We start from the raw sequence: 1,570 nt of genomic DNA, 5'->3' as shown, positions 1-1,570 counted from the left end.
GCTATAGAGCTATCCCAATTAGCGGCGGATCTTAAGTCAATAGCTGATTTAGCATAAACATTTTCTAAAACAGGTTTGTTTGCAAAATAAGATGCTTTCATCCAGCCAACATTGCCATTTACAGTAATTTTATAAAAGCCATTCGTTTCTGTGGTGTTATTAAGAGTGGCTTTGTCGCCTTCTTTAAGACTGAAAGCTATAGAGCTATCCCAATTAGCAGCGGATCTTAAGTCAATAGCTGATTTAGCATAAACATTTTCTAAAACAGGTTTACTTGCAAAGTAAGATAATTTCATCCAGCCGGTCATCCCATTATAGGTAACTTTGTAGAAGTTATCAGTATTTGTAGTATTATTGATGGTTACTTTAGCATTTGTTGGAACTGTCCCAACAATAGCACTATCCCATGAAGCGGATTTTCTTAAGTTTAAGTCAGAAGCGGCATAATATGTATTAAGAACAGGTTGTTTAGAGAAATAGGTCAGTTTCATCCAACCGGTTTTTCCACCATAGCTTACTTTATAAAAGCCATCTGCTGTTTTAGAATTTTCATTAATTGTAACAGTTGCACCTTCTGGAATATTGATAACTATATTGCTTGACCAGTCTGCAGTCGTTCTAAGGCTTACTGCTGACTTCGCATAGTATGTTTTATTAAGAGGTGCAGAAAGTTCGTTATATTTGTAATTTACTAAATCAAAAAATTCATTAAAAGTATATCCCCATTTTGCAAAATAACTTACTGGATCACTATGAGTAGTACCACCTAGATAACGGCTGACAGAATCATGAGACCAAACAGTTCCAACACCAGTATTATGTGCATTTACTGGAACTAAACCATATTGCTTTAAATTATATGCGACATAATAAGCATCATTGTTTATTGATTTATAAAATTTCTCTTTTGTACTCTCTCGTACTAACTCAGATTGAACAAAATACGAATTAGCTTTCGCGCCTGCACCCCATACTCCATATTCAGTCGGATGAATTTGGATAATACGACTGCTATCTACAAAGGTATGAACAAATGCGTTTCTCCAATTAGAAGTCATGTAATTAATTTCACTAGTAATAGTAGAATTATTATTGGCTGTTTCATGAACAACAAATCCTCTTGGTTTGCCGTATCCATCTTTATAATTAAATCGCTCAAAGTTCTTTATTTGTTTTTCAATGACAGGATTCGTATAGTTCTGGCTAATAATATACTGGTTTGCAGCAGAATAGCTTTTTGAGCTTGAAAAAAGACGAGCGGACTTGGTTGTTGCTTCTGGATTTATTTCTTCAGTTGGTTTTGCTTCTGCCTCTGCTTTTTCCTCTTTGCTTTGTATTTCTGGCGTGTAAACGGATTCATTTATGTCCTCACTTAGAATTGTTTCCGCATCTATAGGAGTGTTGCTTGGAGAATCTTCTGCCAATACAGGAGTAGATAGCGAGAAAGTTGTTAAGAGTGTCAAAGCTAAAATAGTTGTGATGCATTTTCTGTTATTTTTCAATACAAAAACCCCTTTTTAATTTTATTATATAAATAATAATATCTGATTTTAATACAAAAGTATAGAAC

General features: G+C 34.1%; 1 protein-coding gene. It reads right to left on the bottom strand.

Annotated features, from left to right (window positions below):
* Window positions 1-1,502 (bottom strand): N-acetylmuramoyl-L-alanine amidase (locus HCJ45_RS14785; RefSeq protein WP_187125291.1); only part of this gene is annotated, 1,502 nt, incomplete at its 3' end.
* Window positions 1,503-1,570: the final 68 nt, after the last annotated feature.

It is taken from the genome of Listeria immobilis (genome assembly GCF_014322845.1).
GTDB lineage: Bacteria > Bacillota > Bacilli > Lactobacillales > Listeriaceae > Listeria > Listeria immobilis.
The sequence above is the reverse complement of the archived record's forward strand: the minus strand, read 5'-3'. Positions and strand labels throughout refer to the sequence as shown.